This is a genomic window from Pseudomonas putida (genome assembly GCA_041071465.1).
GTDB classification, from domain to species: Bacteria; Pseudomonadota; Gammaproteobacteria; order Pseudomonadales; family Pseudomonadaceae; genus Aquipseudomonas; species Aquipseudomonas putida_P.
On sequence record CP163498.1, the window covers coordinates 3,911,475 to 3,937,596 of the forward strand.

Annotated in this window: 18 protein-coding genes and 4 pseudogenes; 12 read left to right on the forward strand and 10 right to left on the reverse strand. The window is 64.7% G+C overall.

From position 1 onward, the window contains the following. The first annotated feature begins 77 nt into the window (after positions 1-77). Positions 78-970: pseudogene (locus AB5975_18095) on the forward strand (1-aminocyclopropane-1-carboxylate deaminase/D-cysteine desulfhydrase). Here AB5975_18095 and AB5975_18100 read toward each other — a convergent pair. Continuing rightward, positions 961-1,506, reverse strand: a complete 546-nt coding sequence (locus tag AB5975_18100) for a cytochrome b (protein XDR18539.1) — start codon at positions 1,504-1,506, stop codon at positions 961-963. The pseudogene AB5975_18095 and the gene AB5975_18100 overlap by 10 nt on opposite strands. Before the next feature lie 136 nt (positions 1,507-1,642). Beyond that, on the reverse strand, positions 1,643-2,665 hold the full coding sequence (locus AB5975_18105; protein ID XDR18540.1) for a DUF1853 family protein: 1,023 nt from the start codon (positions 2,663-2,665) through the stop codon (positions 1,643-1,645). Here AB5975_18105 and AB5975_18110 point away from each other — a divergent pair. From AB5975_18110 to AB5975_18160, 11 genes and pseudogenes are all read left to right on the forward strand, one after another. Next, positions 2,664-3,554, forward strand: a complete 891-nt coding sequence (locus tag AB5975_18110; GenBank protein XDR18541.1) for an NAD(+) kinase — start codon at positions 2,664-2,666, stop codon at positions 3,552-3,554. The two genes, AB5975_18105 and AB5975_18110, sit on opposite strands and share 2 nt — an antisense overlap. Continuing rightward, entirely contained in the window at positions 3,554-4,525 is a 972-nt protein-coding gene (locus AB5975_18115) for a metallophosphoesterase (GenBank protein ID XDR18542.1), read from the forward strand. Before AB5975_18110 ends, AB5975_18115 begins: the two co-directional genes overlap by 1 nt. Continuing rightward, positions 4,522-5,410, forward strand: a pseudogene (locus AB5975_18120) (rhomboid family intramembrane serine protease). Before AB5975_18115 ends, AB5975_18120 begins: the two are co-directional and overlap by 4 nt. A gap of 13 nt (positions 5,411-5,423) precedes the next feature. Further along, entirely contained in the window at positions 5,424-5,684 is a 261-nt protein-coding gene (locus tag AB5975_18125; protein ID XDR18543.1) for a YeaC family protein, read from the forward strand. After that, positions 5,681-6,511, forward strand: a complete 831-nt coding sequence (locus tag AB5975_18130) for a DUF2797 domain-containing protein (GenBank protein ID XDR18544.1) — start codon at positions 5,681-5,683, stop codon at positions 6,509-6,511. Before AB5975_18125 ends, AB5975_18130 begins: the two co-directional genes overlap by 4 nt. Positions 6,512-6,524: 13 nt before the next feature. Then, positions 6,525-9,182: an aminopeptidase N gene (gene pepN, locus AB5975_18135; GenBank protein XDR18545.1), complete on the forward strand. Its 2,658-nt coding sequence runs from the start codon at positions 6,525-6,527 to the stop codon at positions 9,180-9,182. A gap of 184 nt (positions 9,183-9,366) precedes the next feature. Continuing rightward, positions 9,367-10,395 carry a WD40/YVTN/BNR-like repeat-containing protein gene (locus AB5975_18140; protein ID XDR18546.1) on the forward strand — a complete coding sequence of 343 codons (1,029 nt, stop codon included), beginning with the start codon at positions 9,367-9,369 and terminating at the stop codon, positions 10,393-10,395. A gap of 20 nt (positions 10,396-10,415) precedes the next feature. Beyond that, positions 10,416-12,791: an RND family transporter gene (locus AB5975_18145; protein ID XDR18547.1), complete on the forward strand. Its 2,376-nt coding sequence runs from the start codon at positions 10,416-10,418 to the stop codon at positions 12,789-12,791. Between the two features lie 63 nt (positions 12,792-12,854). Continuing rightward, entirely contained in the window at positions 12,855-13,145 is a 291-nt protein-coding gene (locus AB5975_18150) for a DUF5629 family protein (protein XDR18548.1), read from the forward strand. After that, positions 13,111-14,241: a lactonase family protein gene (locus tag AB5975_18155; GenBank protein XDR18549.1), complete on the forward strand. Its 1,131-nt coding sequence runs from the start codon at positions 13,111-13,113 to the stop codon at positions 14,239-14,241. The genes AB5975_18150 and AB5975_18155 overlap by 35 nt, the downstream gene beginning before the upstream one ends. Before the next feature lie 122 nt (positions 14,242-14,363). Further along, on the forward strand, positions 14,364-14,543 hold the full coding sequence (locus tag AB5975_18160; protein XDR18550.1) for a hypothetical protein: 180 nt from the start codon (positions 14,364-14,366) through the stop codon (positions 14,541-14,543). 132 nt (positions 14,544-14,675) lie between these two features. Here the strand turns inward: AB5975_18160 and AB5975_18165 are convergent. From AB5975_18165 to AB5975_18200, 8 genes and pseudogenes are all read right to left on the reverse strand, one after another. Further along, a pseudogene (locus tag AB5975_18165) lies at positions 14,676-15,268 on the reverse strand (glutathione S-transferase). Further along, positions 15,265-18,909, reverse strand: a complete 3,645-nt coding sequence (locus AB5975_18170) for an SbcC/MukB-like Walker B domain-containing protein (protein ID XDR18551.1) — start codon at positions 18,907-18,909, stop codon at positions 15,265-15,267. The pseudogene AB5975_18165 and the gene AB5975_18170 overlap by 4 nt, the downstream one beginning before the upstream one ends. Then, on the reverse strand, positions 18,906-20,144 hold the full coding sequence (locus AB5975_18175) for an exonuclease SbcCD subunit D C-terminal domain-containing protein (protein ID XDR18552.1): 1,239 nt from the start codon (positions 20,142-20,144) through the stop codon (positions 18,906-18,908). The genes AB5975_18170 and AB5975_18175 overlap by 4 nt, the downstream gene beginning before the upstream one ends. A 125-nt stretch (positions 20,145-20,269) precedes the next feature. Beyond that, the gene (locus AB5975_18180) at positions 20,270-21,904 is read right to left on the reverse strand and encodes a BatD family protein (GenBank protein ID XDR18553.1); all 1,635 of its coding nucleotides are present in this window, start codon (positions 21,902-21,904) and stop codon (positions 20,270-20,272) included. Next, positions 21,901-23,618 (reverse strand): annotated as a pseudogene (locus tag AB5975_18185) (tetratricopeptide repeat protein). The gene AB5975_18180 and the pseudogene AB5975_18185 overlap by 4 nt, the downstream one beginning before the upstream one ends. Beyond that, complete coding sequence (locus AB5975_18190) at positions 23,615-24,691, reverse strand: VWA domain-containing protein (GenBank protein ID XDR18554.1); 1,077 nt, start codon at positions 24,689-24,691, stop codon at positions 23,615-23,617. The pseudogene AB5975_18185 and the gene AB5975_18190 overlap by 4 nt, the downstream one beginning before the upstream one ends. Further along, entirely contained in the window at positions 24,684-25,178 is a 495-nt protein-coding gene (locus AB5975_18195) for a DUF4381 domain-containing protein (GenBank protein ID XDR18555.1), read from the reverse strand. The genes AB5975_18190 and AB5975_18195 overlap by 8 nt, the downstream gene beginning before the upstream one ends. After that, positions 25,175-26,119: a DUF58 domain-containing protein gene (locus tag AB5975_18200; GenBank protein XDR18556.1), complete on the reverse strand. Its 945-nt coding sequence runs from the start codon at positions 26,117-26,119 to the stop codon at positions 25,175-25,177. The genes AB5975_18195 and AB5975_18200 overlap by 4 nt, the downstream gene beginning before the upstream one ends. Positions 26,120-26,122 lie beyond the last annotated feature (3 nt).

Sequence of the window (26,122 nt, forward strand, 5' to 3'; positions counted from 1 at the left end):
GGCCCTTTTCGCGACCAAGGCCGCTCGCACAAGGATCGCGTAACCTTTCGCTTCGTCCATCCCTGTAAACTGCGGCCATGCCTGTATTCGACCTTCCTCAAGCCCCCTGCAACGCCTGGATCTGCCTTGGCTGGCAACCGCACAGGTCGAAGCCGCCATCCTGCGTCTGGACCTGATCGACCCGCTGATCAGCGGCAACAAGTGGTTCAAGCTACGCCATCACCTGGATCAGGCCAGTGCCGATAACGCCCCCGGGCTGATCAGCCTCGGCGGTAACCATTCCAACCACCTGCACGCCCTGGCCGCCGCTGGCAAACGCTTCGGCTTCGCCACTGTCGGCCTGCTGCGCGGTCACGCCCAGGACACGCCAACCGTGCGTGACCTGCAGGCGCTGGGCATGGCGCTGCACTGGTTGGGCTATGGCGGCTACCGCGCACGCAACGAGCCCGGTTTCTGGGGCCCCTGGCAGGCACGTTACCCAGGCTGGCACTGCATCCCCGAAGGCGGTGGCGGGCAAGCTGGCGCGCAGGGCTGCGCGCTGATCATGCAGCAGGCGCAGGCGCAAATTGCGACGCTGGGGTGGTCGGGCTACGACGCCTGGTGGCTGGCTGCTGGAACGGGTACTACCTTGGCCGGCCTGGTGCTGGCCGAGGCGGGGGCACATGCGGTACATGGCGCACTTGCCGTGCCCAGGGCTCATGGTGTGCCGGAGACGGTAGCTGCATTGGCCGGCACGCTTGGTTACCAGCTACACGACGCCTGCCGTGGTGGTTTCGGCAAGTTCGACGATGAACTGCTGGCCTTCATTGCCGAGTGCGAGCAACACACGGGGGTGCCGTTCGAAGCGCTCTACACCGGCAAGGCCCTGCTGGCCCTGCGTAATCAGGTCGCTGCCGGGCTGTTCACGCCCGGCAGCCGCCTGATATTCGTCCACACAGGTGGCCTGCAGGGCCGGCGCGGTTACTTGTAGGGCAGCATGCGCAACAGTGTATTGTCGCGCTGAACATAGTGGTGGTACAGCCCGGCCAGTGCGTGCAGGCCGATCAGCCAGTAGCCCCAGCTGCCGATACGTTCATGCCAGCCCTTGATGAACTTGGCCTGGTCCGGGTTCGGGCCGATCAGGTGTGGCAGTTCCAGGCCGAAGAACGGCACCGGTTTGTCGGCGGCGCTGAGGATCAGCCAGCCGGCCAGCGGCAGGCCGATCATCAGCAGGTAAAGCGCCAAATGCATCAGGTGTGCAAGGCCGGTTTGCCAGGCTGGCGGCTTGGGCACGATGGGCGGGGTCGGGCGGCTCAGGCGCATGGCCAGGCGCAGCCAGACCAGTACGAACACGCTGAGCCCGAGCATGAAGTGCAGGTCCTTCATCAGGTTGCGTTCGGCGCTGTCCTTGGGGAACAGGCCACGCAGTTCGATAAGGGCGTAGACAGCGGCCAGCAGTACCAGCATCAGCCAATGCAGGGCGATGGACAGGCGTGCGTAATGGGTCGCGGGGGTGGATGAAACCATGATCGGTCCTCGTCATCAGGTCGGAATGGCGCTCTTGCTGGCGCTCAGGTACCACTGTAAAGGTTACCGGGAACAAATCTTTGCGCTGGGTCTGTGAAAATTGTGTTGCCTGCACCGGCCTTTTTAACGGGCGACATCATGCCTCGGGTAAAAATGGCCAATTGTCAGCCACCAGAAACACCCGCTCCACCTCCTGCCATACACCATCACCCGCCTGCTCCAACCTCACCAGCAACTGTGCCGGCGCTTGCCGCTCCAGCACATGCAACCATGCCGCAAATTGCTCCACCGTCCAGCATTCGCCTGCTTCGACCCGCGCCGGTGCCAGCCAGGCATGCCGCTGCAGCGGCTGCCAATGCTCACCCTCTGCCATCTCCCAGTCCCGCCGTCGCACCCAGCGCCCGCGCAAGTGCTGCGGGTTGGCCCCGGCGGGTGGCTCGGCATGCCCAGGCAACGGATAGAACAGATAGCCGCCCAGCCATACATGGGCCTGCACCTGCTCAACCCCCAGCGTGGCCAACAGCTCGCGGCTGTGCGCGCCCTTGGACATGGGCAACTGGTGCCCGGCCAGATGCGCAAGCTTGGTCCCCAACCGGTCATGGCAGCCTGGGCCCAGCCAGGTGTGCGGGTTGAGCCCGCCGCCTTCAGGGCCCAGGTACAGCTTGATCGCCAGTTCCAGGTGGTGTACGCCGTCGCCGTCGCGCAGTACCACGTCCAGCTCGCCCAAGGTGCGCCCGCCGTCGCGAATCGCCAGGTTGGCCGCCAGTAGTTCGATGCCCGGCGCCTGGCCCAGGGCGAATTGCCACAGGCGTTCGTAGTAATGCCCCAGGCGCCGGCTGCCCAGTTTCGCCAGCCATTCGCGCAACGGGCGGTCGTCGTCATCCAGCCCGCGCAACCACTGTTCAAGGCGTTGTGGCTGCTGCGCCCACAGGCTGCCTGCCAGCGGGTGGCGCTGGGGGCAGGGCGGGGCGCTGAGCAGTGGCGGCGACAGCAGGGCCCAGGCCAAATCGCGCACGGCGGGGCGCTGCAATTGTCGGGGCAGGTCTTGGAGCAAGGTGAATGGCGTCATCCTGCGAGCATAGCCGGTTTGCCGCTGCCCGGTGCTTTCGCCCATAATCGGCGCATCGTCACCCGCCGCAGAGCCTCGCAGGAGCCCCATGGAGCAATTTCGCAATATCGGTATCATCGGTCGCCTTGGCAGCTCGCAGGTGCTCGACACCATTCGCCGACTGAAAAAATTCCTCCTCGATCGCCACCTGCACGTGATCCTCGAGGACACCATCGCCGAAGTGCTGCCTGGCCATGGCCTGCAAACCTCCACCCGCAAGCTGCTGGGCGAGGTCTGCGACCTGGTCATCGTGGTCGGCGGCGACGGCAGCCTGCTGGGCGCTGCCCGTGCCCTGGCCCGGCACAACATTCCGGTGCTGGGCATCAACCGTGGCAACCTGGGCTTCCTCACCGACATCCGCCCCGACGAGCTGGAAGAGAAGGTCGCCCAGGTGCTCGATGGCCACTACCTGGTAGAAAACCGCTTCCTGCTGCAGGCCGAGGTGCGCCGCCACCACGAAGCCATCGGCCAGGGTGATGCGCTGAACGACGTGGTGCTGCACCCCGGCAAGTCCACGCGCATGATCGAGTTCGAGATCTACATCGACGGCCAGTTCGTCTGCAGCCAAAAGGCCGACGGCCTGATCGTCGCCACCCCCACCGGCTCCACCGCCTATGCGCTGTCGGCCGGTGGGCCGATCATGCACCCCAAGCTCGACGCTATCGTGATCGTGCCGATGTACCCGCACACCCTGTCGGGGCGGCCGATCGTGGTCGATGGCAACAGCGAGCTGAAGATCGTGGTCTCCAAGGACCTGCAGATCTACCCGCAGGTGTCCTGTGACGGCCAGAACCACTTCACCTGCGCCCCCGGCGACACCATCACGGTGAGCAAGAAACCGCAGAAACTGCGCCTGATCCACCCGTTGGACCACAATTACTACGAGGTCTGCCGCACCAAGCTGGGGTGGGGCAGCCGCCTGGGGAGCAGGGACGACTGATGTTCGATCCGGCGCGAAGTTTCGACATCATCGGTGACGTGCACGGCTGTGCGCTGACCCTTGAACGCCTGCTCGACACTCTCGGATACAAGCGCGTGGCCGGCGTGTGGCGCCACCCGCGACGCCAGGCGTTGTTCCTCGGTGATATCGTCGACCGTGGGCCGCGTATCCGCGAGGCGCTGCACATCGTCCACGACATGGTCGAAGCCGGCCAGGCGTTCTGCATCATGGGCAACCACGAGTACAACGCCCTGGGCTGGGTGACCCCGGCGCTGCCCGGCAGCGGCAAGGCCTATGTACGTGAACACACGCCACGCCATGCCCGGCTGATCGATGAAACCCTGACCCAATTCGCCCACCACCCCGGCGACTGGCACGACTTCGTCAACTGGTTCTACCAACTGCCACTGTTCGTTGACGCTGGGCGTTTCCGCCTGGTGCACGCCTGCTGGGACCCGCGCCTGATCGAGCCGCTGCGCCAGCAATACCCCGACGGGCGCATCGATGAACACTTCATCCAGGCTTCGGCGGTCAGCGGCAGTTTTGCCGACACCGTGTGCAACCGCCTGTTGCGCGGTACCGACATGCGCCTGCCGGACGGCTTGACCCTGACTGGCGGTGATGGCCTGACCCGGGCGTTCTTCCGCACCAAGTTCTGGGAAGAAGACCCGCAAACCTATGGCGACATCGTGTTCCAGCCCGATGCCCTGCCCGCGGAGGTGGCCAGTACCCCGCTCAGCCACAGCCAGAAGAACGCCTTGCTGCGCTATGACGAAGACGAGCCGCTGCTGTTCGTTGGCCATTACTGGCGCAGCGGCCGCCCGGCGCCGATCCGCGCCAACCTGGCCTGCCTGGACTACAGCGCCGTGCTCTACGGCAAGCTGGCCGCCTACCGGCTGGATGATGAAACCCGCATCGACCCGCACAAGTTCGTCTGGGTCGACGTCGACCGCCCACAGGCCAACCAATGAACATTATCGAAGTGATGCGCCTGCCGCTGTCGGTCGACCTCAGCGGCTTCGTTCACCTGCTGCAGCGCCTGCAGGTGCCACACCGGGTCAGCGAGGAGGGCGATGCCCAGGTCCTCTGGGCCCCCGATACCCTGGCCCAAGACGTGCTGCAGCTGTACCAGCGCTACCCCGACGGCAACGCCGACCTCGAACTTGCACAGGCCCCTGTGGGAGCGGGCCTGCCCGCGAATCAGCCCCGCACAACCCTCCCTGGTAGAACAAGCCAAAGCCTGCAAGGTCACCACCCTCACTCTGCTGCTGTGCTTCATTGTCGCCGGCCTCACCAGCCTGGGTGACAACTTCACCACCATCAGCTGGTTCACTTTCCTCGACTTCCGCGTCCAGGGCGACTACCTGTACTTCAGCTCGCTGGCGCAAAGCCTGGACGAAGGCCAGTGGTGGCGCCTGGTATCGCCCATGCTGCTGCATTTCGGCGTGCTGCACCTGGCCATGAACAGCCTGTGGTACTGGGAGCTGGGCAAGCGCATCGAGCTGCGCCAAGGGCCCTGGATGCTGCTGGGCCTGACCCTGTTGTTCAGCCTGGTTTCCAACCTGGCCCAGCACTACACCAGCGGGCCAAGCCTGTTTGGCGGCCTGTCCGGCGTGCTGTACGGCCTGCTCGGGCATGTGTGGCTGTTCCAGTGGCTGGCGCCCAACCGTTACTTCAACCTGCCCAAGGGTGTGCTGGTGATGATGCTGATCTGGCTGGTGGTGTGCCTGACCGGTGTGGTCGGCACCCTCGGCCTTGGCCAGATCGCCAATGCCGCCCACGTCGGCGGGCTGCTCATCGGATGCCTGACCGGGCTCTTGGGTGGGGCGCTGGCCCGGCGTAAACTGTCGGCTTGAATCAGGAGACTGTATGTCCACTTTCGCGCAAATGATTGAAAACATCACCCCGGAAATCTACGAGAGCCTGAAACTGGCCGTGGAAATCGGCAAATGGTCGGATGGCCGCAAGCTCACTGCCGAGCAGAAAGAGCTGTCGCTGCAGGCGGTCATCGCCTGGGAAATGAAAAACTTGCCTGAAGACCAGCGTACCGGCTACATGGGCCCGCAGGAATGCGCATCGAAGTCCGCGCCGATCGCCAACATTCTGTTCAAGTCGGACTCGGTACATTGATCGAACTCGCTCGTGGCTCGTTGAGCAAAATGGCGGTAAGCCTGCAGGCGCCGGTGGTGCAGTACAGCTTCTGCCTGGATGACACACAGGTGCCGGTCAACCCGCTGATCGGCCAGCGTCTGCGCCTGGAATACCTCGGCGCCATTCACTGCAGCCATTGCGGCAAGCGCACCAAGACCAGCTTCAGCCAGGGTTACTGCTACCCCTGCATGACCAAGCTGGCCCAGTGCGACGTGTGCATCATGGCCCCGGAAAAATGCCACTACGACGCCGGCACCTGCCGCGAACCGTCGTGGGGTGAACAGTTCTGCATGACCGACCACGTGGTCTACCTGGCCAACTCTTCGGGGATCAAGGTCGGCATCACCCGCGCCACCCAGTTGCCCACCCGTTGGCTCGACCAGGGTGCCAGCCAGGCCCTGCCGATCATGCGCGTGGCTACTCGTCAGCAGTCGGGCCTGGTCGAAGACGTGCTGCGCAGTCAGGTGCCGGACCGCACCAACTGGCGTGCGCTGCTCAAGGGCGACGCCGAGGTGCTCGACCTGCCGGCCATCCGCGAGCAGATCTTCGATGCCTGCGCCGACGGCCTGCGCGAGCTGCAGGGGCGCTTTGGCCTGCAAGCGATCCAGCCGCTGCCCGATGCCGAAGTGGTGCAGATGAAGTACCCGGTCGAGGCCTACCCGAAAAAGATCGTCAGCTTCAACCTCGACAAGGACCCGGTGGCCGAAGGCACGCTGCTGGGCATCAAGGGCCAGTACCTGATCTTCGACACCGGTGTGATCAACATTCGCAAGTACACGGCCTACCAGTTGGCCGTGCTCCAGTAAAAAGGACCTGCACATGCGTACCGAACAACCGCAAGTGATCTACCTCAAGGATTACCAGGCGCCCGAGTACCTGATCGACGAGACGCACCTGACCTTCGAGCTGTTCGAGGACCACACCCTGGTTCACGCGCAACTGGTCATGCGCCGCAACCCGGCACGCGGTGCCGGCCTGCCGCCACTGGTGCTCGACGGTCAGCAGCTGGAATTGCTGCGGGCCTCGCTGGACGACCTGGAACTGCAGGCGGGCGACTACCAGCTTGAAGCCGACAGCCTGACGCTGCACCCCAAGGCCGAGCGGTTCACCCTCGACACCAGCGTGAAGATCCACCCCGAGAGCAACACCGCGCTGGAAGGCCTGTACAAGTCGGGCAAGATGTTCTGCACCCAGTGCGAGGCCGAGGGCTTCCGCAAGATCACCTACTACCTCGACCGCCCGGACGTGATGAGCACGTTCACCACCACGGTGATCGCCGAGCAGCATCGCTACCCGGTATTGCTGTCGAACGGCAACCCGATCGGCAGCGGGCCGGCCGAAGACGGCCGCCACTGGGCGACCTGGGAAGACCCGTTCATGAAGCCGGCGTACCTGTTCGCCCTGGTGGCCGGCGACCTGTGGTGCGTAGAGGACACCTTCACCCGCCAGTCCGGCCGTGACGTGATCCTGCGCATCTATGTTGAACCCGAGAACATCGACAAGTGCGACCACGCCATGGTCAGCCTGAAGAAGTCCATGCGTTGGGACGAAGAAGTCTATGGCCGTGAATACGACCTGGACATCTTCATGATCGTCGCGGTAAACGACTTCAATATGGGCGCCATGGAAAACAAGGGCCTGAACATCTTCAACTCCAGCTGTGTGCTGGCCCGTGCCGAGACCGCCACCGATGCCGCGCACCAGCGCGTCGAAGGCGTGGTCGCCCACGAGTACTTCCACAACTGGTCGGGCAACCGTGTCACTTGCCGTGACTGGTTCCAGCTGTCGCTCAAAGAAGGCTTCACGGTATTCCGCGATGCCGAGTTCAGCGCCGACATGAACTCGCGCACGGTCAAGCGCATCGAAGACGTCGCCTACCTGCGCACCCACCAGTTCGCCGAAGACGCCGGCCCCATGGCCCACCCGGTGCGCCCGGACAGCTTCATCGAAATTTCCAACTTCTACACCCTGACCGTGTACGAGAAGGGCGCCGAAGTGGTGCGCATGGTGCGAACCTTGCTGGGTGCCGAAGGCTTCCGCAAGGGCAGCGACCTGTACTTCGAACGCCATGATGGCCAGGCGGTGACCACCGACGACTTCATCAAGGCCATGGAGGATGCCAACGGCGTCGATTTCACCCAGTTCAAACGCTGGTACAGCCAGGCCGGCACCCCGCGCCTGGAGGTCAGCGAAGCTTATGACGCCGCTGCGCAGACCTACAGCCTGACGTTCCGCCAGAGTTGCCCGCAAACCCCGGACAAGGCTGAAAAACTGCCGTTCGTGATCCCGGTGGAGCTGGGCCTGCTGGACGCCGCAGGCAACGACCTGCCGCTGCAACTGGCCGGTGAAGCGACGGCGCAGGGCACCAGCCGCGTGCTGTCGGTGACCGAAGCCGAGCAGACTTTCACCTTCCAGCGCATCCAGGCCAAACCGCTGCCATCGCTGCTGCGTGGCTTCAGCGCCCCGGTGAAGCTGAGCTTCCCCTACGACCGCGACCAGCTGATGTTCCTGATGCAGCACGACAGCGACGGCTTCAACCGCTGGGAAGCGGGCCAGCAGTTGTCGGTGCAGGTGTTGCAGGAGCTGATCGGCCAGCATCAGCGCGGCGAAGCGCTGAAGCTCGACCAGCGCCTGATCACCGCCCTGGGCACCGTGCTCGGCAACGAGTCGCTGGACCCGGCCATGGTTGCCGAAATGCTCTCGCTGCCGGGTGAGGCCTACCTCACCGAGATCAGCCAGGTGGCCGATGTGGACGCCATCCACGCCGCCCGCGAATTCGCCCGCCAGCAGATCGCCGAGCAACTGTTCGACGCCCTGTGGGCGCGCTATCAGGCCAACCGAGAAGTGTCGCGCAGCACCGAGTATGTGGCGTCTGCCGAGCACTTTGCCCGCCGCAGCTTGCAGAACATCGCCCTGTCGTACTTGATGCAGAGCGGCAAGCCGCAGGTGCTGGAAGCGACCCTGGAGCAGTTCGAGCACTGCGACAACATGACCGAGCGCCTGACCGCGCTGGCAGTATTGGTCAACTCGCCGTTCGAAGCCGAGCGTGCCAAGGCGCTGGAAGCCTTTGCCGAGCACTTCAAGGACAACCCGCTGGTCATGGACCAGTGGTTCAGCGTGCAGGCGGCAAGCGCCTTGCCGGGCGGGCTGGCGCGGGTCAAGGCGCTGATGCAGCACCCGGCGTTCACCTTGAAGAACCCGAACAAGGTGCGTGCACTGATCGGTGCTTTTGCCGGTCAGAACCTGGTCAACTTCCATGCGGCCGATGGCTCGGGGTATCGCTTCCTGGCGGACCTGGTGATCGAGCTGAATGCACTGAACCCGCAGATTGCTTCGCGCCAACTGGCGCCGCTGACCCGCTGGCGCAAGTATGACGAGGCGCGCCAGGCCCTGATGAAAGGTGAGCTGGAGCGGATTCTCGCTTCTGGTGAGCTGTCCAGTGATGTGTATGAGGTTGTGAGCAAGAGCCTGGCTTAAGGGCCAAGGGGGCTGCGCAGCAGCCCCCTGCATTCCCGGATAACAAAACATAACACCCCGCCCGTTGTATTCCCGCAAACATCCCCGCTACGATCCCCTCAAGCTATTGCAGGCCTCTAGATCAGGCTTTTCGCAGTACCTGCAATGCATTGACCCACCAACAAGAACACAACAGGGGGCAGTCATGAGGGAACAGCTACAGGCGCCAGCCAGGCGTGGTGCCTGGCCATGGGCGGCCAGCGCAGTGCTGGCACTGGCATTGGGGGTGTGGGCCGACAGTGCCCAGGCCGCCGGGGCCGACGAATATTCCACCGAATCGGCCAAGGCCAGCCAAAGCCTGTTGATCGGCGCCACCCATGCTGGCAAGCGCCTGGTGGTGGTGGGTGATCGTGGCCATATCCTGTTCTCCGATGACCAGGGCAGCACCTGGACCCAAGCCCGTGTACCGACCCGGCAACTGCTCACGGCGGTGTACTTCCTCGACGACAAGCGTGGTTGGGCAGTCGGCCATGACGCGCAGATCCTCGCCAGCAGCGACGGCGGCGCGACCTGGAGCAAGCAATACGAAGACCTCGCCCGTGAAGCCCCCTTGCTCGATGTCACCTTCCTCGACGCCCAGCACGGCTTTGCCGTGGGGGCCTACGGCGCCTTGCTGGAAACCACCGACGGTGGCCAGCACTGGCAAGACGTGGCCGAGCGGCTGGACAACCCCGACCAGTTGCACCTGAACGGCATCGCTCGGGTGCGCGAAGCCGGCCTGTTCATCGTCGGCGAGCAGGGCGGCATGTTCCGCTCCGCCGACAACGGCCAGACGTGGGCCAAGGTACAGGGCCCCTACGAGGGCTCGCTGTTCGGCGTGATCGGTACCGCCAAACCGCAAACACTGCTGGCCTACGGCCTGCGCGGCAACCTGTTCCGCTCCAGCGACTTCGGTGACAGCTGGCAGCCGATCGAACTCAAGGCCGCACGCGGTAACCTCGAATTCGGCCTGGCAGGCGCTACGCTTGTCGATGATGGCAGCCTGGTGCTGGTCGGCAATGGCGGCAGTGTGTTGCGCAGCACCGATGATGGGCAAACCTTCAGCGTGTACAACCGTGCCGACCGCATCGCCCTGGCCGGCGTCAGTGGCTTGGCCAACGGCGGCCTGCTGTTGGTGGGGCAGGGTGGCGTACACCTGGCTGATGCCCAGGGCGCCGAGGGGGTGAGCCGATGACCAGCAGGGAGAGCATTACCATGCACCCGCATCACCAGGACAAGGCCACGCTGCTTGAACGCCTGATCTTCAACAATCGCCCCGTGGTCATCGCCCTGTGCGTGCTGGTCAGCATTTTCCTGTTCTGGCAGGCCACGCAGATTCGCCCGTCCACCAGCTTCGAGAAGATGATCCCGCTGCAGCACCCGTTCATCGAGCAGATGATGGAGCACCGCAACGACCTGGCCAACCTGGGCAACACCGTGCGCATCTCGGTGGAGGCGGTGAACGGCGATATCTTCGACAAGGACTACATGGAGACCCTGCGCCAGGTCCATGACGAAGTGTTCTACATCCCCGGTGTCGACCGTGCCGGGCTGAAGTCGCTGTGGAGCCCCAGTGTGCGCTGGAGCGAGGTCACCGAAGAGGGCTTCTCCGGTGGCGAGGTAATCCCCAACACCTACAACGGCTCGCAGGACAGCCTCGACACCCTGCGTGACAACGTGCTCAAGTCCGGCCAGGTGGGGCGCCTGGTGGGCAACAACTTCAAGTCCAGCATCGTCGATGTACCGCTGCTGGAAAGCTATCCCGACCCGCAAGACCCAGGCAAACAGGTGAAACTGGACTACCAACAGTTCTCGCACCTGCTTGAAGAGAAGGTCCGCGACAAGTTCCAGGCACAAAACCCCAATGTGAAAATTCACATCGTCGGCTTCGCCAAGAAGGTCGGTGACCTGATCGATGGCCTGGTGATGGTGGCGATGTTCTTCGGCGTCGCGCTGGCCATCACCTGGGTACTGCTGTACTGGTTCACCTGGTGTATCCGCAGCACCATCGCCGTGCTCATCACCACCCTGGTGGCGGTGGTCTGGCAGTTGGGGCTGATGCATGCGGTGGGCTTTGGCCTGGACCCGTACTCGATGCTGGTGCCGTTCCTGATCTTCGCCATTGGTATTTCCCATGGGGTGCAGAAGATCAACGGTATTGCCTTGCAGTCGAGTGACGCCGACAACGCCCTGACCGCGGCACGGCGTACCTTCCGCCAGCTGTTCCTGCCGGGGATGATCGCTATCCTTGCCGACGCGGTGGGCTTCATCACCTTGCTGATCATCGACATCGGGGTGATTCGCGAGCTGGCCATCGGCGCCTCCATTGGCGTGGCGGTGATCGTGTTCACCAACCTGATCCTGTTGCCGGTGGCCATTTCCTACGTTGGCATCAGCAAGAAGGCCATCGAGCGCAGCAAGAAGGACGCGACGCGCGAGCACCCGTTCTGGCGGCTGTTGTCGAACTTTGCCAGTGCCAAGGTGGCGCCGGTTTCGGTGCTGTTGGCACTGGTCGCCTTCGCCGGTGGCCTGTGGTACAGCCAGAACCTGAAGATCGGCGACCTCGACCAGGGCGCGCCGGAGTTGCGCCCTGACTCACGCTACAACCAGGACAACAACTTCATCATCAGCAACTACTCGACCAGCTCCGACGTGCTGGTGATCATGGTCAAGACCCCGTCGGAGAAGTGCTCTGTCCACTCGACCATGGCACCGATCGACGAGCTGATGTGGACCATGCAGAACACGCCGGGCGTGCAGTCGGCTATTTCCCTGGTGACCGTGTCCAAGCAGGTGATCAAGGGCATGAACGAGGGCAGCCTGAAATGGGAAACCCTGTCGCGTAACCCGGACATCCTCAACAACTCCATTGCTCGTGCCGACGGCCTGTACAACGGCGACTGCTCACTGGCACCCGTGCTGGTGTTCCTCAACGACCACAAGGCTGAAACCCTGGAGCGGGTTACCGCCGTGGCCAAGGCGTTTGCCGACAGCCACAACAAGGAGGGCCTGCAATTCTTGCTGGCAGCGGGCAACGCCGGGATCGAGGCTGCGACCAACGAAGTGATCAAGTCAGCCGAGTTGACCATCCTGATCCTGGTGTACATCTGCGTGGCAGTGATGTGTCTGATCACCTTCCGCTCGTTCGCTGCCACGCTGTGCATCGTGCTGCCGCTGGTGCTGACGTCGGTGTTGGGCAACGCACTGATGGCCTACATGGGCATCGGGGTGAAGGTGGCGACCTTGCCGGTGGTGGCGCTGGGTGTGGGAATTGGCGTGGACTACGGTATCTACATCTACAGCCGCCTGGAAAGCTTCCTGCGCGCCGGCTTGCCGTTGCAGGAAGCGTACTACCAGACCCTGCGTTCGACCGGTAAAGCGGTGTTGTTCACCGGTTTGTGCCTGGCCATCGGCGTGTGCACCTGGATTTTCTCGGCGATCAAATTCCAGGCGGACATGGGCTTGATGCTGACCTTCATGCTGCTGTGGAACATGTTTGGCGCGCTTTGGCTGCTGCCGGCCCTGGCGCGGTTCCTCATCAAGCCTGAAAAAATGGTGGGCAAGGAGGGTGGGTCGATTTTCGCCCATTAAATGGCAGGGGGCCGCTTTGCGGCCCCAGGTTATAATGCCGCCACTTCTTCCACAGGTACCCCCATGTCCCCCCTCGCCAACGCCCTGCAGTCCTGCGACATGCTCCTCATCGACGGCCTGCACGCCTTCGACTTCACCGCCGATGAGTCCGGCCTTACCATCGAATGCATGGACGGCCGCCAACTGCGCCGCTGGTCATTCACCCCCGAGCAAGTCGCCGGCGCCGTTGCCACCGGCGATGAGTGGCAACTCAACGATGCCAACGGCGCGCATCGGCTAGTCTGTATGAGTGCCTTTCGCGCCCCGGATGAAGACCAAGATGAACCGGACCTGGACGAGCCTGCTGACCGCTAGCCTGATGAGCCTGACAATCAATGCCCACGCCGCCACCTTGCTGGTGGGCAGCTACACCGATGGCGCCAGCCAGGGTATCTACCGCTACCAGTTCGATGAAAAGGCCGGCCACATCGACCCCACACCGCAACAAGTGGTGAAGAGCGTCAGCCCTTCATGGCTGGTGCTGTCGGCCGACCAGCGCCTGCTGTTCGCGGTCAATGAAACCCAGGGTGGGCATGCCAGTAGTTTCAGCGTCAGTGCCAAGGGTGAGATCAAGCCGCTCAACCAGGTGGCCACCCAAGGTGACGAACCGACTCACGCCAGCCTCAGCCGTGACCAGCGTTACCTGTTTGTGGCCAACTACGCGGTCAAGCCCGACCCCGGCGGCAGCCTGGTGGTGATCCCGGTGGCCAAGGACGGCAAGCTCAAGGCCGTGGTGCAACAGGCCCGGCACAAGGCAAGTGGGGTCAACCCCGAGCGTCAGGCCGGTGCCCACGTGCATTCACTGGTGCTGTCGCCCGATGGCCAGCATGTGTATGCCTGCGACCTGGGTGCAGACAAGGTGTTCATCTACCGCTACGACGGTGCCAGTGTGGACAAGCCGTTGAGCCCGGCAATCCCGGCCTCGGTGGACTTGCCGCCAGGTAGCGGGCCGCGTCACCTGCTGTTTGACGCCAAGGGCCGGCATGCCTACCTGACGCTGGAAATGAGTGGCGAAGTGGTGATGTTCGATGTCAAGGACGATGCCTTGCTCGAGCGCCAGCGCTTGCCGCTGGCCGAACAGCAGGACCCTGCGGCCAAGGCGGCGGGAGGCTTGCACCTGTCGGCAGATGGGCGCTTCCTGTACGTGAGCAATCGCGGAACGGCCAACGAAATCGTTGTGTTCAGTGTGGGCAAGGACGATGGCCAGTTGGCGTTTCTGCAACGTCGCTCGGTGGAAGGTGATCATCCCCGTGAGTTTGCCCTGGACCCCAGTGACAACTTCCTGCTGGTGGCCAACCAGAAGAGCAACCAGATCGTGGTGATGCGCCGCGATCCGCGCAGTGGCAAGCTGCTGGAGACGGTGCAGACACTGAAGCAGGAAGCACCTTCGGACCTGAAGTTCATCGAGTGATATCGATCGGCGTGATAATCGATACTGCTGCAATGAATTTTTGCGTTCGGCGTCGGCGGCGTAAGTTTGACCCAAGGCCCAAACGGGCCACTGTCAAACCACCGCCGTCGAGGTCAGCCCAGATGAACTTCAATCTCTTCCCGGTCATTGCCGCATCCGCCATTTCCGCATCGGTCGTACTGCCAGCGCACGCCCATGCCGACAGCAGCGGCAAGGCTTCTGCTACCCACAGTTACACCGAGCAGTACCTGCGCCAGAGTGCCAATTTCCATGCGGCCCTCAGTGGCAAGCACAACCACTGATGCCAAGCCTCACGCGTACCCTGTGGGAGCGGGTTTACCCGCGAACAAGGGCGAAGCCCTTGCCATGCACCGCGCGACCTGCTTCGCGGGTAAATCCGCTCCCACAGGGCTTCGCGTAAAGTCGAAAGCTGATTACTTGGCCATTACCCACTTAAAAAGCTCCGAAGCCAGCCACCCCTCCAGCCAGCTCCGCACTTGCGGATAAGCCGCCTCGGCGAACCACTGCGGTTCGACCCGGCAAACTGGCGCATCAGGGGTAGCAACGCGGCATCGGCAAGGCTCGGATGATCGGCCAGCAGGTAAGGCCGGCCTTCGAGCAGGCCTTCCAGCTCCGCCAACCAGGCTTCGGCCTGTTGGCGGTAATGCTCGCGGGGATACGCCGGGTAACGCTCGGCATACTTGTACAGGTTCACCTGCGCCTTGAACGTAGTGTCGTTGCGCGCAATCAGGGCTTCAGCGTGCTGCGCCGCCGCAGGGTCTGCCTGCAGTTGCCAATCCTGCGGGTCATTTTGCGCCAGCGCCCAGCGCATGATGTCCAGGCTCTCTTCCAGCACTCCGGCACCGGTATCCAGCACCGGCACCGTGCCTTTGGGCGACAAGGCCAGCAATTCTGCCGGCTTGTTCTTCATCGCCACCTCGCGTACTTCCACCGCGCAGCCGGCGTAGCGCAGGGCCAGGCGCGCGCGCATGGCCCAGGGGCAGCGGCGGAACGAGTAGAGGATCACCCACACACCTCCACGTCACTCAGGCCATTACCCTGGCGCCGCACCTGGATCTGCACCGGGATGCGCTCGTGCATTTCCTGCACGTGGGAAATCACCGCCACCTTGCGGCCTTGGGCCTGCAAGCCGTCGAGGGCGTCCATGGCAAGTTGCAACGACTCGGGGTCGAGGCTGCCGAAGCCTTCGTCGATGAACAGCGATTCGATGCGCAGGGTGCTGGAGGCCATTGACGCCAGGCCCAGGGCCAGGGCCAGCGATACCAGGAAGGTTTCCCCGCCCGACAACGAGTGCACCGAACGCAGTTCGTCGCCCATCTCGGTATCCAGTACCAGCAGGCCCAGGGCACTGCCGCCGCGCTTGAGGCGGTAGCGGCGGGCCAGCTGGCGTAGCTGGGCGTTGGCGTGGTGCAGCAGCAGGTCGAGGTTGTAGCCTTGGGCAATCTTGCGGAACACGTCGCCCGAAGCCGAACCGATCAGGTCATTCAGGCGACCCCAGCGTTGCCATTGCTGGCGAGCCTCATCGATTTCTGCCGCCAGTGCTTGGTGGGCCTGCTGCCGGCGCTGGTCGTCGGCCTGCAGCGCGCGCAATTCTGCGCACTGTTGCTCGTGCAGGGTCAGGCGCTCGCGTAGCTCGGTCAGGGCTTGCTCCAGGGCTTCGACCGAGGTGTCCACGGTCATTTGCGCGGCGTGCTGCTGCAGGCGCTGCTCACGTTCTTGCAGCAGCACCCGGCCTTGTTCGATGGCCTTTTCAGCGTTTTGCAGGCGCTGGCGCAGTTCATTCACCTGGGCATCATCCATGCCCAGCAGGCGGTCCAGCCCGGCGTCATCCAGTTCCGGGTGCTCGCTGCGCCATTGGGCGATCTGGCCCTGCAACTGCTGGCATTCGCTGGTCAGCGCCTGTTGCTGCTGGGCATTGGCCTTGAGCTCGCTGGCCAGTTGTACGCCCTGGGTGCGCAGTTCCTGCAGGTGCTGGGCGGTGTCGGCGTCAAGGGCACGGGCTTGCTCCAGCACGGTGTCCATGTGCTGTTGCCAGGCTTCGGCGCTGGCATGTTCGCCGAGCAGCTCGCCGAGCGAGGCCTGGGCTTGCTGGCGTTGCTCGTCGAGGGTAGCCAGCTTTTGTTGCAACTGCTGCTGGCCTTGCACGCGCGCCTGTTGTTGGTCGCGCAGTTTGTCCAGCTGGGTTTGGCGGGCTTGCTGTTCTTCCTGTTCGTCCTTGCGCTGTTCCAGGTGTTGCCGGCGCAGGGCAATTTGCTGGTCAAGGGCCAGGAAGGCATTGGCCGGGTCTTCGTTCAGGGCCTTGAGGGCTTCCTCGGGCAGAACCCCGGCCAGGTCGCTCAGGCCTTGCTGCAACTGCTGCTCATCGTTGGCCAGGGCCTGGTGCTGTTGCTCCAGGTGGCGCTGGGCCTGCTGCTGGGCGTCGTGGGCGGCCTGCAGTTGCTGGTTGAGGCGGGCGGCGTCTTTTTGTAGGGCTAGCAGGACTTTTTGGCGCTTCTCGTCCTGGCCGATGTGTTCGTCCAGGCGCCGCAGTTGGCTGTCGAGCCAGGTGCTACGGGCGATGTCGTCCTGCGGGGCGAGGGCAGGCCACAGGCTGTGCGCCTGTACCTGGGCCACTATTGGCTGCAGCTGTTCGCTCAGGTGTTGCTGTTGCTGCTGGTAGTCCTTGAGTTGAGCATTGACCACACCCAGCTGGGTACGAAGCTCCACCAGTTTGCTGTTGAGGCTTTCGACCTGTTTCTGGGCGGCGTCTTCTTCGGCCTGGTCATGGCGGCCCAGGCTCTGCAGCAGCGCTTCGGGCTGATGGAACGGGTGTTCGGCGCTGCCGCATACCGGGCAGGGTTCGCCGTCGCGCAATTGGCCACGCAGTTCTTCGACGCTGGTGTTGCGTGCCAGGCGCTGGCGCTCCAGCAACTGGCGGGTGAGGGTGAGCGCCTGTTCGGCGGCCTCCAGCTCGGCCTTGGCGGCGGTGCCCTCGGTAATCAGCTGCTGGCGCTGCTGCATGGCCTGCTGCTGCCGTTCGCGCGCGGCGTCCAACTGCTGGCGCAGCTCCCGTTCACGGGCGTGCAGGCGCGACAGTTCCTCGACGGCGCGCTGCTGCTTGCGGTTGTCCTGCAGCATGCCGCCCAGCAGGTCGATCTGCTCGGCAAGGGCCTGTGGTTCGGCCTTGGCCTCGCGGAACAGCAGGTCGTAGGCGTCACGCTCGGCCTGCAAGTGTGCATTGGCCTGGCTGGCCAGGGCCTGCAGGCCGGGCAGCTCGTCGCGGCCTTTGCTCAGGCGGCCGCCTATCAGCATCACCTGTTTAAGTTGCGGCAAGTAGGCGTGCCAGGCATCGGTCAGGCCCGCCAGGTGCTGACTGTCGGCAAGCGCGGTGTCGATCTGTGCCAGTTGCTGCAGGCTGCGCTGCTGATTGTCTTCCAACTGCTGCAGCTGCTGCTGGCCGTCAGCGACTTGCTGTTCAGCCTGTTGGTTGCTGCTGCGCTGGGTGGCCAGCTCCTGGTCCAGGCGGGCCAGGTTGTCCTGGGCGGCAAAGGCCTGGCGCAGGCGTGGGGTGTTTTCGCCATGCTGGGCCTGGCGATCGGCCAGCGCTTGGCGGGCAGCGTTCAGCGCCTGCTCCAGCTCGTGGGTACGCACCTGCAGTGCGTCTTGCTGCTGTTGCTGCTCGGCAATTTTCGCGGCCACTGGCGCCAGTTGTGCGCTGAGTGCCTGTTGGCGATGAAATTGGTGACGTTGTGGCGCCAGGCGCTCCAGGCGTACCAAGTCCAGGCGGGGTTCGGCCAGCAACTGCCAGCCCTGTTCAGCGGCCTGCAGTGCGGTGCCGGCTTCGACGTGCTGGGCTTGCAGCTGGCGTTGCTCATTCAGCCAGCTGCGTTGCTGCTCAAGTTGGCGCTCGCCGGTTTGGTCGGCCTTGAACTGTTGCTGCGCCTGCTCCAGGCGTTGGTCGAGCTCGGTACGGGCTTCGACGGCCATCGGCAACAAGTGGCTGGCGCGGTCATTCAGGGCTTTGTGCGCCTCGCCGGCTTCACGCGCCTTGCTGAAGGCGCGCTGGCCCAGGCGGGTGTAGATGGCGGTGTTGGTGAGCTTTTCCAGCAGTTCGCTGCGCTCTTTGTCGTCGGCCTTGAGGAACGCGCCGAACTCGCTCTGGGCCAGCATCACTGCACGGGTGAACTGCTCGAAGTTCAGGCCCAGACTGGCCTCGACCAGTGGCTTGAACTCGTTCTTGGCGCTGGCCAGTACTTGCTCGCTGTCGAGATCGTAGAGGCTCTGGCGGCTAAGTTGCAGTTTGCCGTTGGCTTTGTCGCGGGCGCGGTTGGCTTCCCAGCGGGCACGGTAGCGGCGGCCATCGATGCCGACGAAATCGACCTCGGCAAAACCGCTGCCGGTGCCACGGCGCAGCAGGTTGCGGGGGTCTGACGTGGGGATTTCGCCGTCGGCATCCGGCACCTTGGCCTCTCGGCCGATGTCATTGAGCCGTGGCACGGTGCCAAACAACGCCAGGCACAAGGCGTCGAGCAGGGTGCTCTTGCCGGCACCGGTCGGCCCGGTGATGGCGAACAGGCCCGCGCTGGCCAAGGGTTCTGCGGTGAAGTCAATTTCGACCGGGCCGGCCAGCGATGCCAGGTTCTTCAGGCGGATGGCGAGAATCTTCATGGCTGTTCCTCTTCCTGCTGCACGTCCTGCAACAGCAGGGCGAAGTCGGCCAGCGCCTGCTCGTCGGCGGGGTTGCCGTAGGCTTGCTCCCAGGCACGGCTGAACAGATCTTGCGGGGTCATCTGGGCCAGTTCGACAAAGGCCAAGTCGTCATCTTCGGCGTTGGTGCGGCCAGCGTATTCGGCGCTGATGCGGATCAGCCGTACCGCCTTACCCTCCAGCGCGGTTTCGATTTGCTGGCGCAGGTCGGGTTGCGGCTCGTCCAGAACAACCCGCACTTCCAGCCAGGGTTGGCGGTTGGGGTCTTCGAGCAGGTCGATCACCGGCAGGTCGGCCAGTTGCTGCAGCAGCTCGCCCAACGGTGCCGGGCCCACCCGTTGCAGGGCTACCGCGCGCGGTACCGGGCGCGGTTCGACGCTGACCAGGCCAGCGCCGTCCAGCTCCACTTCCAGCACCTGGTGTGGGTAGTTGATTTCGGCGAACGACAGCGGAATCGGCGAGCCGCTGTAGCGAATACGCTCTTCGCGGTTGACCTTCTGCGGTTTGTGCAGGTGGCCCAGGGCAACGTAGCTGATGGCCTTGTCGAACAGCTTGGCCGGCAGCGCCTCGGCATTGCCGATGATCAGGCTGCGCTCGGAGTCTTCCGACACGGATCCACCGGCCATGTGTGCATGGCTGATGGCGATCAGCGCCTGGTCTTTCTTGCGCTTTTTTTGCGCGGCGGCGATCAGTTGCTGGTGCACCTGGGTGATGCCTTGCAGGTAGTCGTCACCCAGGTGCGGGCCGGTCACTTCAGCCGGGCGCAGGAAAGGCAGGGCCAGGCACCAGGCAGCGACCTTGCCACGGCCGTTGGTCAGCGGAATCAGCAGCCGCTCGGCATCCAGCTGGCCTTCGTCCAGCCAGTGCACACGGCCCAGGGCATGGGTGCGCAGGCGCCGCATGAGCGCGGCGGGCAGTTCGATGCGCGAGCCCGAGTCGTGGTTGCCGGCGATCATCACGATGTCCAGCTTGGGCTGTTGCTCGTGGGCCTGGACGATGAAGTCGTAGAGGCGTTCCTGGGCTTTGACCGGCGGGTTGACCGTGTCGAAGATATCGCCGGCGATCAGCAGCGCATCGGGTTGACGCAGGTGCAGCTGGCCGAGCAGCCAGTCGAGGAAGCAGGCGTGTTCGAAGTCGCGTTCCTGGCCGTGCAGGCTTTGGCCCAGGTGCCAGTCGGAGGTATGAAACAGACGCATGGATGACCTGTTGGTGTCGAATCGGGCAAGCGGGGGAAGGGCGGTATGGTAACCCAAGCGTGGGGCCGCTGTGCGGCCCAATCGCGACACAAGGCCGCGCCTACAGGGATCGTGCAGGCAGCGCGTTACTTGGGATAAAGCGGCGGCAAGGTGCCGGTCTCACCCGCCGGCAACAGCACCTGCTCGGCCGGCGGAATCGTCCCGATCGCCCGCCACAAATCCTCCCCCTGCCAATATTGGCCACTCTCGCTGTACAACGCCCCGTTCAACCCATCCAGCGCATCCGACAACGGCACGAAGCGCGCCGCCATCTCGGCCAGGGTTTCCGGCTGTTGCCGGGCCCAGGCATCCAGCGCCTGGCGCGTGGCCTGTGGGTCGTTGGCCTGGCACGCGCGCTTGAGGTCATCCAGCAGGGTACGCGGGCTTGGCCCGTTCTGCGCGGCACGCAGCACCGCAGGCCGCGAGCGGGCGCGCCACCACAGGGCAAAGCCCAGCACGGTGGTCAGGGCGAACAGCAGTGTGGCTAGCTGCCAAGGCCACAGCAGGGTACTGGCGTTGCTGTTTTCGCCCGCCGGGGTGTCGGCGCTCAGCGCCGGGTTGTCCTGCACGTTCAAGGTGCGCGCTGGCAAACTGCTGTGTTCCAAGTGGTCTTCGCGGGTGTTCCACCAGGCCACTTCCAGCGCCGGTAAGGCCAACGTGCCGGCGTGGGTGGGCACCAGGGCTTCGCGCTCTTCGCGGTTGGCGGTCATGCCGCGTTCGTTGATTTCGTTGCGCAACAGCGGCTGGTCGGGGTAGCGGCGCAGGCCGATGATCTCCGTGGCCGGCAGCGGCGGCAGTTGGGTGCTGGACAAGCCTTCGGCACGCAAGGTGATGTTGCGCGTCAGTGAGTCGCCAATTTGCACCTTCTGGCTGCCGGGGTCGGGGTTCCAGTGCTCTTCCAGGGTCAGGTTGCGCGCTGGCAGCCACGGCACGCCGGCGGGCCAGGCGGCCGGAATAGGCCGAACAGTGAGGCGCAACGGCAGCGAGCTGACCTGCACCTGGCGGCCGGCGCGGGCGGTGCCGTTGGCCTGTGGCGCCTCGTCGTTGCTGGCGGCGGCCGTGGCGGTGAACGTCAGTGGCGGGATGTCGAGGCTGCCGCTTTGCTGGGCGTACACTGCATAGCGGGTTTCGATCACGCCGTGACGCACGCCGTTGATTTCCTTTTCATAGGTGCGTGATTCGCCCAGTGGCTCGACCTTGGCGTTCTCCAGTTGCAGCGGGGTCAGGCTGCTGTCGTCGTACAGGGCTACCGAGTGGTAGATGCGCAGGGTGAGCACGGCCTGTGCCTGGACATAGACGTCGTTGCTGTCGAGGGTGGCCTCGATGAACACCTGTGAGGCGCTGTCCGGGCGGCTGGCATCGGCTTGCAGCACTTGCAGTTCGATGGCCTGGCTGTGCGACTGGCCCAGTTGCAGCTCGGGAATGCGCAGGCTGCCGCTGCGCCGTGGCAGCAGGGTGATGATCCAGCGGGTACTGGCGCGGGTTTCGCCGTCGAGGGTATGCAAGCTGTTCAGCTGGCGCGTGCCGCGCACTTCGAAGTCACCTTCCAGGGCGCGTAGGTCGGGCTTGCCGAACTGGGTAACGTCCTGGCTTTCCAGGGTCAGTTCCAGGCTTTCGCCGGCCTCCAGGCGAGTGCGGTCGACGCTGGCTTGCAGCAGCGGTTCGGCCTGAGCCAGAACGGCCCATAGCAGGGTGAGGAGAAAGACGCCGAAGCGACTCATCGTGGGTTTTCCTGATGCAATTGCTGTTCATACCAGAACTTGCGCCGCAGCAGCTCCGCCGGGTTGTCGGGGATTTCCCGCAGCCATTGTTCCAGGGCCTGGCGCTGTTCGGTATCGAGGTTGGTGGACACCGGGCGCTGTGGCGGCTGGATGACGCTGTCGTCCCCCCGGCCTGGTTGCCGGGTGCGGCTTGGTTGTTGCTGCTGCTTTCGCCAGCTTGTTCGGCGTTGGCTTCCTGGTCGTTGCCGGGTGTGCCTTGGGCCGGGCTGCCAGCCGAGCTGCTGTTGCCTTCGGTTTCGCTGCCAGGTGTGCCTTGGGCATCACTGCTGGGCGGTTGTTCCTCGGCCTTGGCTTCACGCTGCTGCAGCAGTTGTTGCACCAGTGCCTGGTTGTCCAGCGCGGCTTGCAGGTCGGGCTGACGCTCCAAGGCTTGCTCGTAGGCGTCCAGGGCGGCTTCCAGTTCGCCGCTGTGGGCCAGGGCATTGCCTCGATTGTAGTGGGCGGCTGCGGTGTCGCCTTGGGAAAATGCTTCGGCGGCTCCGGCATAGTCGCCGGCCTGGTACAAGGCCATGCCGCGCCATTGCGAGTCCTGGAAGTGGCGCGCAGCGCTGGCCGGGCGATTTTGCTCCAGCAGCCGCTGGCCTTGCTGGTCGGGGCGCAGCCACAGGTCGTTGAATTCGAAAGCCTGGCTGGGCTGCGGCAAGGCCAGCAGCAGAGGCAGGCAGAACAGCCAGCCGCGCCGGCCGGCACAGGCGGCTAGCAGCAGCAATGGGATCAGCAGCCAGTAACCCTGGTCGGCCCAGCTGTCCAGCTGCAGGGTCTGGCCGTCATTGCGCCCGACCCGTGGGTTGTCGAACAGGCCCAGTCCGCGCAGGTCGAGGTCGTCTATACGGGCATGCCTGTAGCGCCCGCCGGTGCCGCTGATAAAGCTTTTGAGGCTGGCGCTGTCCAGACGTGGCAGGAGGATGCCGCCCTGGTCGTCCTTGAGGTATTCGCCGTTGGCCTGGCGCACGGGGGCGCCTTCTCGACTGCCGATGCCCAGCATCAGCAGGCTTGGGCCTTGGCGGCCGAGGGCCTGGGCAATGCCCTGGCGCTCTGGCGCGCTGAGGGCCGAGGCGATCAGCAGCAGGCGGCCTTGTCCGAGCCCGCTCTGGGCCAGCAGCGCCAGGCCTTTTTGCACGGCCAGGTCGGCGCGTTGGCCGGGTTTGGGCATGATCGATGGGTCGATGGCCTCGAGCAAGTTGCGGGTGGTGGCCAGGTCGTCGGACAGCGGCACCAGGGTGTGCGCGGACCCGGCATACACCACCAGCGCCGTCTGGCTGTCGCGGCGGTGTTCAAGCAGGTCGAGGATTTTGCGCCGGGCCTGTTCCAGGCGGTTGGGCGGGCTGTCTTCGGCGAGCATCTGCGGGGTCAGTTCGAGCAGGATCACCAGTGGGTCGGCCGGCCGTTGGCGGCTTTCTTCCACGCGCTGCCAGCTGGGCCCGAGCAAGGCCAGGATCACCAGCGCCCAGGCCAGGCCCAGGGCTATCCACGGCAATTTGCTGGTGCTGCCGCTGCCACCGCCCAGCAATACGCCATGGAAGGCGGGCGGCAAAATCATCTGCCAGCGCCCGGCGCGTTTGCGCCGGTGCCACAGCTTGTACAGCAGCCAGCCGAGCAGGGGCACCGCCAGCAACCAGAGCGGACGCAGCCATTGCGGCCATAGGTCGATCATCGCCGCCTCCTCAAGCGCAGGCGCTTCAAACGCTGGCGCCATTCGGGGTGCGGCTGCAGGAAACGCGGCTTGCGCAGCAGGCGTTGCAGCAGGTTGTCGGGCCACTGCACGGCCACTACCAGTAGCACGCTGAGCAGCAGCGCCAGGGCCAATGGCCAGGCGTACAGGGCCTGAGCAGTGCGGGCTTGGGTCGGTTGCTGGGCCACCGGCTCCAGCTGGTCGAGGGTGTCGCCGATGGCGTCCAGCTCGGCGCCGTCATGGGCGCGGAAGTAGGCACCGTGGGTGATGTCGGCAATTTCCTTGAGGGCGGCTTCGTCCAGGTCCAGGCTCGGGTTGAGACCGAGCAGGCCGGGGGTGCCACTGGCTTCGGGGTTGGCGCCGATACCGATGGTGTAGATGCGTACCCCTTCCTGGGCCGCCAGGCGGGCGGCGGTCAGTGGGTGGATCTGCCCGCCGTTGTTGGCACCGTCGGTGATCAGTACCAGCACTCGGCTTTGAGCCGGGCGTTGGCGCAGGCGTTTGACCGCCAGGCCAATGGCGTCGCCGATGGCGGTGTTCTTGCCGGCGATACCGATTTGCGCTTCGTCGAGGAAGGTGCGCACGGTGCGTCGGTCGAAGGTGAGCGGCGCCTGCAAGTACGCCTGGCTGCCGAACAGGATCAGCCCCACGCGGTCGCCTTCACGGTCTTGCAGAAAATCGCCCATCAGCGCTTTGACCAGGTCGAGGCGGCTGATGTCTTCGTTTTTCCACTGCATGTCGGGGAAGTCCATCGACCCGGACACGTCCACCGCTACCAGCAGGTCGCGGCCGCTGGCGGCCACTGGCACCGGTTCGCCCAGCCATTGCGGGCGAGCAGCAGCGCACAGCAGCAGCAGCCAGATGACGACGAACGGCGCCTGCTGGCGCCAGGTTGGCAGGTTAAGCCGCGCACGGCGCCCGGCCAGGCCTTCCAGTTCACTGAGGAAGCCTACCTTGAGTACCGGCTCGCCACTGTCGGCGGCCGGCAGCAGCAGGCGCGCCAGCCAAGGCAGCGGCAACAGGGCGAAGACCCACGGCCAGGCCAGTTCAAACATGCTTGCGGATCCAGGTTTCGACGGCTTGGCTGAGCCCGGCAATGGCCTTGTCGTCGAGTTTGCACTCGGGTTTGTAGGCGCCTTCGACCAGTACCATCCAGCGGGTCAGGCCGGCGGCCGGGCAACGGTTGTCGAGAAATGCCAGCCACTGGCGGCCGTTGAGCGTGTGGCTATTGGCGCCTGGGTAGTGGTTGCGGCACAGGCGCTTGAGCAGGGCGTTGATCTGTTGCAGCCAGGCGCCCGCCGGGGCGCCGTCGTACGGGCGTGGCAGGCGGGCCAGCTCGGCCAGGGCTTCCACGCGCACCGGGTCCAGAGGTTGCTCGGCGCGCACGATGCGGCGCTTGCCCGGGCGCCAGCGACGCAGCCGCCACAGGCCCCAGCCCAGCAGCGGTAACACGGCCAGTAGCAGCCACCAGCCCGGTGCCGGTGGCCACAGGCTGATCGGTGCCGGAGCGATCAGCGGGTGCAATTGATCGAGCGGGTTCATGACGCGCTCCGTGGGCGCTGGGCGTTCAGGTACTCGCGCAGTTGCTCGATCATTTCGCTTTGCGTGCTCAGTGGCATCAGTATCACCCGCAGCTTTTGCGCCAGCACCTCCCAGCGCTCGATGCGTGCTTCGGCCTGTTGGCGGTAGGCCTGGCGAAGGTTGGCGTCGAGGGTGTCCAGCTCCAGCTGGGCGCTGCGCTGGGCGAAGCGCAGCAGGCCGGCGGCGGGCAGGGCATGGTCGAGCGGGTCGGACACCGGCAACAACAGCAGGTCGCAATGCCGCGAGAGCATGGCCAGGTGCTGTTCCACCTGGGCGCTGAGCGAGCGTTCGTCGCAGATCACGATGGCCAGGCTGCCGGGGCGCAGCACTTCGCGGGCACGGCGCAAGGCCAGGCCGAGGCTGTCGGCCCCGGGCGTGGCCTCGGTGTGCAGCGACTGGTTGACCTTGGCCAGGCGATTGAGCAATTGCAGCAGGCTTTGTTTGCTGCGCCGGGGTTTGATTTCGTGGTGTTCGTTGTCGCCGAACACCAGGCCGCCGATGCGGTCGTTGTGGCCCAGCGCGGCCCAGCCGAACAGTGCGGCGGCCTGGGCCGCCAGCACCGATTTGAACATCAGCCCCGAACCGAAGAACAGCCGCTGGCTTTGTTCGACGAGGATGAAGATTGGCCGCTCGCGCTCTTCGTGGAACAGCTTGGTGTGCGGTTCCTGGGTACGTGCAGTGACCCGCCAGTCGATGTTGCGCACATCATCGCCGGCCTGGTACACGCGCACCTGGTCGAAGTCCACGCCGCGCCCACGCAGCTTGGAATGGTGCAGGCCCACCAGCGGGCTGCGCTGGCCGGGCTTGGAAAACAGCTGGATTTCGCGCACGCGGTGGCGCATGTCGATCAGCTCGGCAAGGCCGATGCGGATGCCAGGTTCGGTCAGCTGCGCAGTGGGCATGGG

Coding starts and splice junctions, on each gene's coding strand:
- AB5975_18100 (XDR18539.1), bottom strand. CDS start 1,506: ATGGTTTCATCCACCCCCGCGACCCATTACGCACGCCTGTCCATCGCC.
- AB5975_18110 (XDR18541.1), top strand. CDS start 2,664: ATGGAGCAATTTCGCAATATCGGTATCATCGGTCGCCTTGGCAGCTCG.
- AB5975_18105 (XDR18540.1), bottom strand. CDS start 2,665: ATGGGGCTCCTGCGAGGCTCTGCGGCGGGTGACGATGCGCCGATTATG.
- AB5975_18115 (XDR18542.1), top strand. CDS start 3,554: ATGTTCGATCCGGCGCGAAGTTTCGACATCATCGGTGACGTGCACGGC.
- AB5975_18125 (XDR18543.1), top strand. CDS start 5,424: ATGTCCACTTTCGCGCAAATGATTGAAAACATCACCCCGGAAATCTAC.
- pepN (XDR18545.1), top strand. CDS start 6,525: ATGCGTACCGAACAACCGCAAGTGATCTACCTCAAGGATTACCAGGCG.
- AB5975_18140 (XDR18546.1), top strand. CDS start 9,367: ATGAGGGAACAGCTACAGGCGCCAGCCAGGCGTGGTGCCTGGCCATGG.
- AB5975_18145 (XDR18547.1), top strand. CDS start 10,416: ATGCACCCGCATCACCAGGACAAGGCCACGCTGCTTGAACGCCTGATC.
- AB5975_18150 (XDR18548.1), top strand. CDS start 12,855: ATGTCCCCCCTCGCCAACGCCCTGCAGTCCTGCGACATGCTCCTCATC.
- AB5975_18155 (XDR18549.1), top strand. CDS start 13,111: ATGAACCGGACCTGGACGAGCCTGCTGACCGCTAGCCTGATGAGCCTG.
- AB5975_18160 (XDR18550.1), top strand. CDS start 14,364: ATGAACTTCAATCTCTTCCCGGTCATTGCCGCATCCGCCATTTCCGCA.
- AB5975_18170 (XDR18551.1), bottom strand. CDS start 18,909: ATGAAGATTCTCGCCATCCGCCTGAAGAACCTGGCATCGCTGGCCGGC.
- AB5975_18175 (XDR18552.1), bottom strand. CDS start 20,144: ATGCGTCTGTTTCATACCTCCGACTGGCACCTGGGCCAAAGCCTGCAC.
- AB5975_18180 (XDR18553.1), bottom strand. CDS start 21,904: ATGAGTCGCTTCGGCGTCTTTCTCCTCACCCTGCTATGGGCCGTTCTG.
- AB5975_18190 (XDR18554.1), bottom strand. CDS start 24,691: ATGTTTGAACTGGCCTGGCCGTGGGTCTTCGCCCTGTTGCCGCTGCCT.
- AB5975_18195 (XDR18555.1), bottom strand. CDS start 25,178: ATGAACCCGCTCGATCAATTGCACCCGCTGATCGCTCCGGCACCGATC.
- AB5975_18200 (XDR18556.1), bottom strand. CDS start 26,119: ATGCCCACTGCGCAGCTGACCGAACCTGGCATCCGCATCGGCCTTGCC.